Here is a 7736-nt window from a genome sequence, read left to right as displayed (position 1 = left end):
TGTCGCTACTGCGCGCTGCGATCGAGGGGCTGACCGCGGCGCGGGAGTCAGCCGACATGCCTGATTATGAACCGACGCTCGCACGCACCGAGAAGGTGCTGGCGGCATTGGTCCGCCAGATCGACGCGATGAGCAAGAGTCCGGCGATGATGCTCACGCCCGAGGAAATGGGACAGCGTTTAAACGCCGCTGTCACCGACGCCGTGCGCGAGCTGCGTCACCAGATCGGTGCGACGGACACGATGCTCCGCAACGTCGCGGGCAGCCTGTCCGACCGGCTAGGGTCGGCGCGGCGCGGCGACGAGCAGAACCGCCTGCTGCTGTGGACCGGGCTGGGCGGCCTGGTGCTGGGGGTGTTGCTCTACGCGATTATGGCGGGGCCGATCGTGCGGCTCGCGCCGTCCGGCTGGCTGTGGCCCGAGCGTATGGCGGCGCGCATCGTTGCCGAGCCCAAGCCGTGGGAGGCTGGCAAACATCTGATGCGACGCGCCTCGCCCGCAAGCTGGAACGAGATCGTGAGCGCCGCCGATCTGGCGAAGGATAATCGCGAGACGATTGACAGATGCCGCACCGCTGCTGCCAAGGTAAAATCCAGGACAGTGCACTGCACGATCGATGTCAAAGCGGCTGAATAATGATCGCATTGGGCATAACGGCCGCGGCACGCTGGCCTAGCGAGGCAACATTGCCGATCAGGAAAGGCTGGGGCATGTTTGGGCCATGCTAGATCCCTTCGACCCAGACCGCTTCATCATCACCGCGAATGTCCACATTCTTGGGATCGAGCCTCGGATCGAGCGCACGCTGGAGCTGCCCGTCAATCTTAACTTCGCACAGTTTCATGAGGTTTTGCAGGCGGCGTTCGGCTGGACCGATAGCCACCTGCATCGCTTCGATGTCGGCGGACTGACGATCGGCGCGCCCGAGTTCGATGATGGTGACACATATGGTCCTCGTACTATCGAGGCGGGCGAGGTGCGCATGCAGGACCTCAGCTTCCCCTACGGCGAGGACGCCAGCCTCCAAGCCTTGTACGTGTACGACTATGGCGACGATTGGCATCACCGGATCATGTTCCGTCGCCGTATGCGTGATCCGGATGTCAGCTATCCCCGATGCATTGAGGGCGTAAGATCCGGTCCGCCCGAAGATGTGGGAGGGTACTCCGGCTACGCCGATTTCCTCGAAGCCTGGCTCGATCCCGAGCACGAGGAGCATAAGGCGGTACGGCGGTGGGCGGGTCGTAAGTTCGAACCGGAGCGGCTCGATCTCGAAGCAATCAACAAGGCGATCACGAAGGCGATGCGAGCAGCCAAGGGAAGCTATCGCTTCAGGCATCTCCGCCCATAGACGGTGCCGCAACGCTTTCAGCGAGCGCCACAACCCCTCGAGACTGTTGAAAAGCCTCGTTCACGCGCAAAAAGGATGCGCGCGCGGCCCAAGCGAGGTGTCAAGATTACGTCGTACCCCAAAGAGCTGCATCTTTGTTGCTCATCCCCTCGCCAGTGCAGGACAGGTTTGAGTTTTTCAACAGTCTCCCTCGGTTCTGACACCATGAGCACCGTCTAATTACCAAGCCCGCACACTACGCAGGTTCGAATTGTAATCCAGCATCCTGTGGCCATTCTCTCATCATGCATTTCGATGGAACTGGACGACAGTCGCGTTGCATAAAGCTGGCTTCAACGACGCGGGCAAGGCACTGAATACGGGATTCGCAGCACGAGGCATCGACGTGTCTGGTCCCCTCCGAAGCAATCCACTTGCTAGACCTCGAACGCATGTGGGATGCCTGTTTCATAAGGGGAGAGGTCGTTGCGCATCCTGGCATATAATCCCGGTCACGATGGTTCCGTTGCCTTCATCGAGGACGGCCGGCTGTCGTTTTCGATCGAAGCTGAGAAGGGCTCAAACTACCGATACTCCGCCATATCGGTTTCCGACGTCCTCGATGTCGTCGGCGAGCTGTCCGATCTTCCCGACGTCATATGCATGAGCGGTTGGTGGCCGCGGGACCATTACGAGTTCCTGCACGGATCCCGCCGCAACGGGGGATACCGCGGCACAGCCGAGAGCCTTGCCATCCACGAGAAGGGACGGTTTCTGCGCGGACGTTCCGACTACTTCTCTTCCTCCCACGAGCGCTCGCATGTCATATGCGCTCTGGGGATGTCCCCGCTTCCAAAAGGTTCGCCGTGCTACGCCCTAATATGGGAGGGCGAAATGGGGACCTTCTACGAGATCGATGCCCACGGCCGAATATCCGTAGTGAAGGACGTTCTGACACAGCCCGGCAACCGCTATGCGCTGCTCTACGGGCTTGCGGACCCCGACTTCCCGAAGGACGGACCCTACCCCCGGCAATCCGATGCCGGAAAGCTGATGGCGCTCGCGTCTTTCTCAAACCGTTCGATCGCGACGCCGGAGGAGCAGGCGCTTCTCGAATTCCTTCTCGACGGTCCCTACCGCAAACTCTCCGATTATCCTGTGCTTCAGACCGCACCCCATGTTGACGTGGGCGTCGAAGACGCTTCGTTCCGCGACTTCGCGGGCATCTACAGCGACGCAATATTCGCCCGCTTCGAAAGGTTCGCGCGCGAGCACCTCTATCCCGGCCGGCCACTTCTGATCGCCGGCGGCTGCGGGCTAAACTGTGATTGGAATACTAAATGGGTAGAGAGCGGCCTCTTTTCCCATGTCTTCGTCCCGCCCGTGGCCAACGACAGTGGGTCGGCTATTGGTACGGCAATCGACGCTCAGTTCCGCTTGACCGGGGACCCGAAGATCGAGTGGGAAGTCTATGCCGGTCTTCCTTTCCGCAACGACGTTCCGTTCCAGCGCGACGCATATGACGTGCTGGAACGCGACGACCATCTCGTCGCGGACCTCCTCGCCAACGACGTCGTCCTTGGCTGGGCGCACGGGCGCTACGAGATCGGGCCGCGCGCGCTCGGCAATCGCTCGATCTTGGCCGCTCCGTTTCGCGACGAGACCCGTGAGAGACTGAACGTGATTAAACAACGGGAGCGGTTCCGGCCGATCGCGCCCGTCTGCCTCCGCGAGGAGGCGGAGCGATGGTTCGGGTGCCGTGTCGACAGCCCGCACATGCTGTACACCTTCAGGGCAACCACCGATCGGCTCCGCGCCGTGACGCACGTCAATGGAACGGCGCGCCTGCAAACTGTGACAGAGCGTTCTAATCCGGAGCTTCACGCCCTGCTGTCCGCCTTTCGAACGAGGACTGGTTGCGGCGTCCTCTGCAACACGTCGCTCAACTTTAAGGGCAAGGGGTTCATCAACGACATTGGCGACCTCGACATCTACACTAGGGAGCTAGGTCTCGACGGCTTCGTGGCGAGCGGACGCATCCATCTCCTAAGGAGCTCTCCTACCTACGCGGCCTACCTGCGGCAAAGCCGCGATCGATCCGCCCCGACCGAGCAAGGGACGGTGGTTTGAGCGAGGTGCACGACCACGCGGCTGACGCGCGGCGTCGGATCACGGCTCTGCGACCCGGCTTTGAGGAGTGCGAGACGCTTCGATCAGCACTGATCCGGGACCTCGTCCTAATGCACGTCGGCATGCATTCCGCATGTCGGCGTCGGAGCGCACCCGGCGGAATACCACGCAATCTAATCAGATTTTGGCACGATCGTTCCGAACTACCGGCCGACGTAGCCGCCTGCATGTCGAGCTGGGAGCGGCTGGTCGACCATGGCTTCGCCGTCCGGATGTTCGACGACGCCTCGGCCGACCGCTACATCCGCGATCGACACGGTGCCCGCGAGATTGCCGCATTCCGTCGATGTGCACATCCGGCGATGCGGTGCGACTACCTCCGACTTTGTGTGCTGCTCACCGAGGGGGGTCTCTACGTCGACTGCGACGACGTACTGCTCGACGATGGCTGGGCGTGCCTGTTCGACGATGACAGACTAAAGCTCCAGCCGCTCTGTTACGATATCTCGGCCGGCGGGATGATGCCGAACGCAGACATCTGGCGGACAGATTTGCCCGCGGGAATGCGCAACTTTTACGTCAATAACGATCCCATCGCCGCGCCCCCCGAACATCCCGTCCTGCGGCGCGCCCTAGATCGAGCTACCGAGCTGCTACTCCGCGACGTCGACCGGCCAGAAATCCAGGGAACCACTGGTCCGGGGAACCTCACGACGGCCCTCGCTGCACACGCATACGAAATGTTTCTGCACGGGGGCGCGCTCGATTTCGAACTGATACGCGGCTGGGATGCGATCGCAGAGATGCGGTGGGATCTCTCCTATCGCGGAGATGAGCGCAACTGGCGCAACGTATACGGATGCTGAGGCCGCTCGTCCCTAAGGTGCGTGCTTGAGGCTCGAGCGACCCGCCAAAGCCTTGCGAGCGGCGGCGTTCCGCCTATGCCGACGGGTCGCCGCCTCGATGCCGGGCGGAAGGATCAACGCCTTCGGCGCGGACGCGAGCCGTATTGGGGCTATCCTAGTAATCAACCTCGACCGGAAGCCGCGCCGCATGGCGCGGACCGTGCGAGAACTCGCACGCTTCCGAGACAACCAGGGACGCCGGCTGATCGACCTCGTCACGCGTCTTCCCGCAGTGGACGCGCGCGACGGCAGAGCGGTTGCGGCCACCGCGGACGTCGACCCGCGCTACGTCCTCGAGCACCAGCTTCACGTCCAACCAGACGCCAGGTTGGAGGCCTGCTTCGGGCGGAACGAGGTCGTCACGATGACGCGCCAGGAGATCGCCGTCGCGCGATCGCACGTCGAGGCGTGGAAGGTCGTGGCGAGGGGATCCGAGGAGTATGTCTTGATCCTTGAGGACGACGTGTGGTTCCGCTGGGGCGCAGCCGCATCGATCGACAGGGCGTGGTGCGAGGCCTTGGCCAGAGGAAACGGTGGGGGACCGGCCATGCTTTACCTGTCCTACGAGGATGCCGGCGCGACCTGTGAGCGGGCCGACGTGCGCGGAACGCTGTTTCGTCCGGTGCGAGGGCTCTGGTTCCTCTGCGGCTATGTCCTCTCGCGAGGTGGAGCGCAGGAGTTGCTGCACGCGATGCCGGTGGTCGGGCCCGTCGACATGTGGATTAACCGGCAGTTCGATAGGCTGAAGCCGCTCGCCGTCATGACCCCGGTAATCCTGCAGCGGCCTGATACGGGATCTGACAACTCTTATTCCGTGCTGCCGTTCCTGGCACTGGCTGGGATCGTCGACGCCAAAGCCTTTCCGGCCCCCGTTCGCTCCGGCAGGGTCCGGATCGTCGCCTGGACCGGTTGCGGTGTGCGCGAGCCGCTGGCGATGGCGCTGTCCATGCTGGGCCTTCGCGTTCTCGCGTTCGACGCCGCCGCGCCTGCCGTAGTCGCCGCGGAGCTCGCCATCCTGTTCGACACGTTCGACGTCCTCGTCGATCCGCCATTTCCACCCTACGATCTCCCGGACGTAGTCGCTGAACTCGTTACCGGCTTGATACTAGAACCGACCCGAGCGGATCAGATCGCTGCCGGCCAGCACCCGGAGACCCCTTGGACCGTCCTGCCGGACTACCCACCGGACGACGACTGGTGGCCACCGCTCTGTTCGCTGGCGGGAATCGAGACGCCGACAAACGCCTTTCCCTACGGCCCGCCGAGCGACTGGCGCCTGTTCCGTGACGGCCGTCCAACAATCAAGCCTTCGACGGGGCCCGTCCGAGCCGCGCAAACGATGGCGATGGACGACACGCCGTGGGCAATCGAGGCGATCGACGGATGGCCGGCGCCGGCTACGAACCTTGCGTTCTCGCGCTACTCCAGGACGGTCGAGATGCGGTGCCCACTTGTTAAGCCCACGACCGAGATGCCGGCGATACTCGGGACATTCCCGGGCAATCTAGCCACCTTCGGGCCTGACGCAATTGAACATGGCCCGGAGGGCGCGATGATCACACTGAGTGCGTCGGGCATGGGGGGCCGCCCTTTCCGCTCCGGCGCGCTCTCGTCGGCCCGTCGTTTCCTGCACGGCCGTTTCGAAATCGAGATGAGAGCAGCGCGTGGAGAGGGCGTGGTCACGGGCTTCTTCCTGCATCGTTCCGCACCACGGCAAGAGATCGACGTCGAGATCACCGGCAACGAACCGCGTAGAGTGCTTTTCAATGTCTACTTCAATCCAGGAAACGAAGGCACAGAACTCGACTACGGCTACCGCGGCTCGCCCTGTGCGATCGAACTCGGTTTCGACGCCAGCGCAGACTTCCATCGATACGCGGTCGAATGGGATCCTGACCGGATCCGCTGGTTTGTCGACGACGTCCTCGTGCACGACCGGGGGAGCTGGAATCCGACCCCGGTTCCGCACCTGCCCATGACGCTTCACGCTAACCTCTGGTCGCCCAGTTCGGTCGAACTGGCGGGAGCCGCGGACGTCCGACTGCTTCCGACCACCGCTTCCTTCCGGAACGTCAAGGTCGACGCGATGATCCGAGCATAGGGCGGTGCCCGGCTAGTTGAGCAACGGACACGGAAGCTAACTGAGTGTCTCTTTCGCTAAGCGTGAAAAGCGGCACGAGCGGCTGGATCTGGGTCTTTGGTGTCACAACCAGTTGAGACTGTTGTGACACGAGGGATAGGTCACTGCGTTTCAAGCGGTTACTGGTGTCGGAGCCCTCATTCAGAATAGCTCGACAAGGGGTTGCAGTCGGTGGCTCGCTTGGACCAGGCCGCTCTTCCGAAAGCGATCTAGGTAATCGTCGGCGGTGACAGCGGGGTTGCGAAACTGGCGGCGTTGGTTGCCGATCGCGGTTAGCGCCTTGGCCGTATCGAGATCGATGACATTGACGATGAAGTCATCGGGATGCTTCACCTCGATACCGTGGCGGGCGGCTACGTCGACCGGGAAATCTTTGAGGTTGTAGGTGACGATCGCGTCAGCCCTGCCGTGTATCGCTGCCGCAAGAACATGGATGTCCTTGGGATCAGGTAGTGCCAAGGAAGGCATCAGCGGCTCGTAACCTTCGACCAACGCCTCCCCGAAGTTGTCCATGTAGGCCCGCTGGCGTCGGAAGTGGTTAGCTGCCAGATCGGGAAATCGCCGTCTCAGGCTTTCTTCCCACTCGGCTAGGATCGCCTCGCTCCAAAGCGGTCGGAACAGCCGACTGGCGGCGAACCACAAAAGCGCACCCCGCACGATGGCGGGGTGCATGACATTGGCATCGAGCAGGACGGTGTAGCGGCCGACCAGCATCAGGGACGATCGAAGGTCGCGTGATCGTCGAAGAGGCCAGCTTCCTGATCGAGGTCCGCCATTCCTTGCAAAGCATCATGCCGGGCCGCATCCATACGGCTGCGGTACGTCAGCACATCACGACCGAGAAGCTTACGATGTGTACCCACCATACGGAACGGCAGGTCGCCGCGTTCTAAGAGCTTGATAAGGTGCGGCCGGGACATGTTGAGCAGGTCGGCCGCTTGGCTGGTAGTAAGCTCTGCCTGTACAGGCACGACAGTGACGGCATGACCGTTGCCGATCTCGACCAGCATTTTGACGATGCTGTTAAACACACCGGACGGCAGGCTAATGACGTCCTCGCCTGCGCCTTCCACGGTTATGTGAATGGGACGGCTTGAATCCACCCGCGACAGGGCACGCGCGGCGTTACCGGCCGCCTCGATCTCGTGCGCGTTGGGCTCGTAAGCCTCGTCGATGTTGAAGGCCAAGGCGGCCATGTTTCGTCTCCCTAAGGCGGATGCCATCTAGTGAGT

General features: G+C 62.4%; 7 protein-coding genes. 5 read left to right on the top strand and 2 right to left on the bottom strand.

The window, feature by feature from the left end:
- The 5 genes from RH91_RS20620 to RH91_RS20600 form a co-directional block, all read left to right on the top strand.
- Window positions 1–635, top strand: a 635-nt coding sequence (locus RH91_RS20620; protein ID WP_010165313.1) for a DUF6118 family protein, incomplete at its 5' end; no start/stop codon positions are given.
- 85 nt (window positions 636–720) lie between these two features.
- Window positions 721–1350 (top strand): plasmid pRiA4b ORF-3 family protein, encoded by a 630-nt coding sequence (locus tag RH91_RS20615; RefSeq protein WP_010165311.1) that lies wholly within the window; start codon window positions 721–723, stop codon window positions 1348–1350.
- A 465-nt stretch (window positions 1351–1815) separates the two neighbouring features.
- Window positions 1816–3459 (top strand): carbamoyltransferase C-terminal domain-containing protein, encoded by a 1644-nt coding sequence (locus RH91_RS20610; RefSeq protein WP_010165310.1) that lies wholly within the window; start codon window positions 1816–1818, stop codon window positions 3457–3459.
- Between the two features lie 227 nt (window positions 3460–3686).
- A complete protein-coding gene (locus RH91_RS20605) occupies window positions 3687–4325 on the top strand; it encodes a glycosyltransferase (RefSeq protein WP_010165309.1) in 639 nt (212 codons plus the stop codon).
- Window positions 4326–4512: 187 nt separating this feature from the next.
- Entirely contained in the window at window positions 4513–6465 is a 1953-nt protein-coding gene (locus RH91_RS20600; protein ID WP_232283639.1) for a family 16 glycosylhydrolase, read from the top strand.
- A 180-nt stretch (window positions 6466–6645) separates the two neighbouring features.
- Here the strand turns inward: RH91_RS20600 and RH91_RS20595 are convergent, their stop codons facing one another.
- Together RH91_RS20595 and RH91_RS20590 are read right to left on the bottom strand one after the other, a co-directional pair.
- Window positions 6646–7218 (bottom strand): PIN domain-containing protein, encoded by a 573-nt coding sequence (locus RH91_RS20595; protein WP_010165307.1) that lies wholly within the window; start codon window positions 7216–7218, stop codon window positions 6646–6648.
- The gene (locus RH91_RS20590; RefSeq protein ID WP_010165306.1) at window positions 7218–7700 is read right to left on the bottom strand and encodes a helix-turn-helix domain-containing protein; all 483 of its coding nucleotides are present in this window, start codon (window positions 7698–7700) and stop codon (window positions 7218–7220) included. The genes RH91_RS20595 and RH91_RS20590 overlap by 1 nt, the downstream gene beginning before the upstream one ends.
- Window positions 7701–7736 lie beyond the last annotated feature (36 nt).

Origin of the sequence: Sphingomonas sp. PAMC 26617 (assembly GCF_000242835.1) — a bacterium.
Classification (GTDB): Bacteria; Pseudomonadota; Alphaproteobacteria; order Sphingomonadales; family Sphingomonadaceae; genus Sphingomonas.
This window is presented reverse-complemented; position numbering and strand designations above follow the sequence as displayed.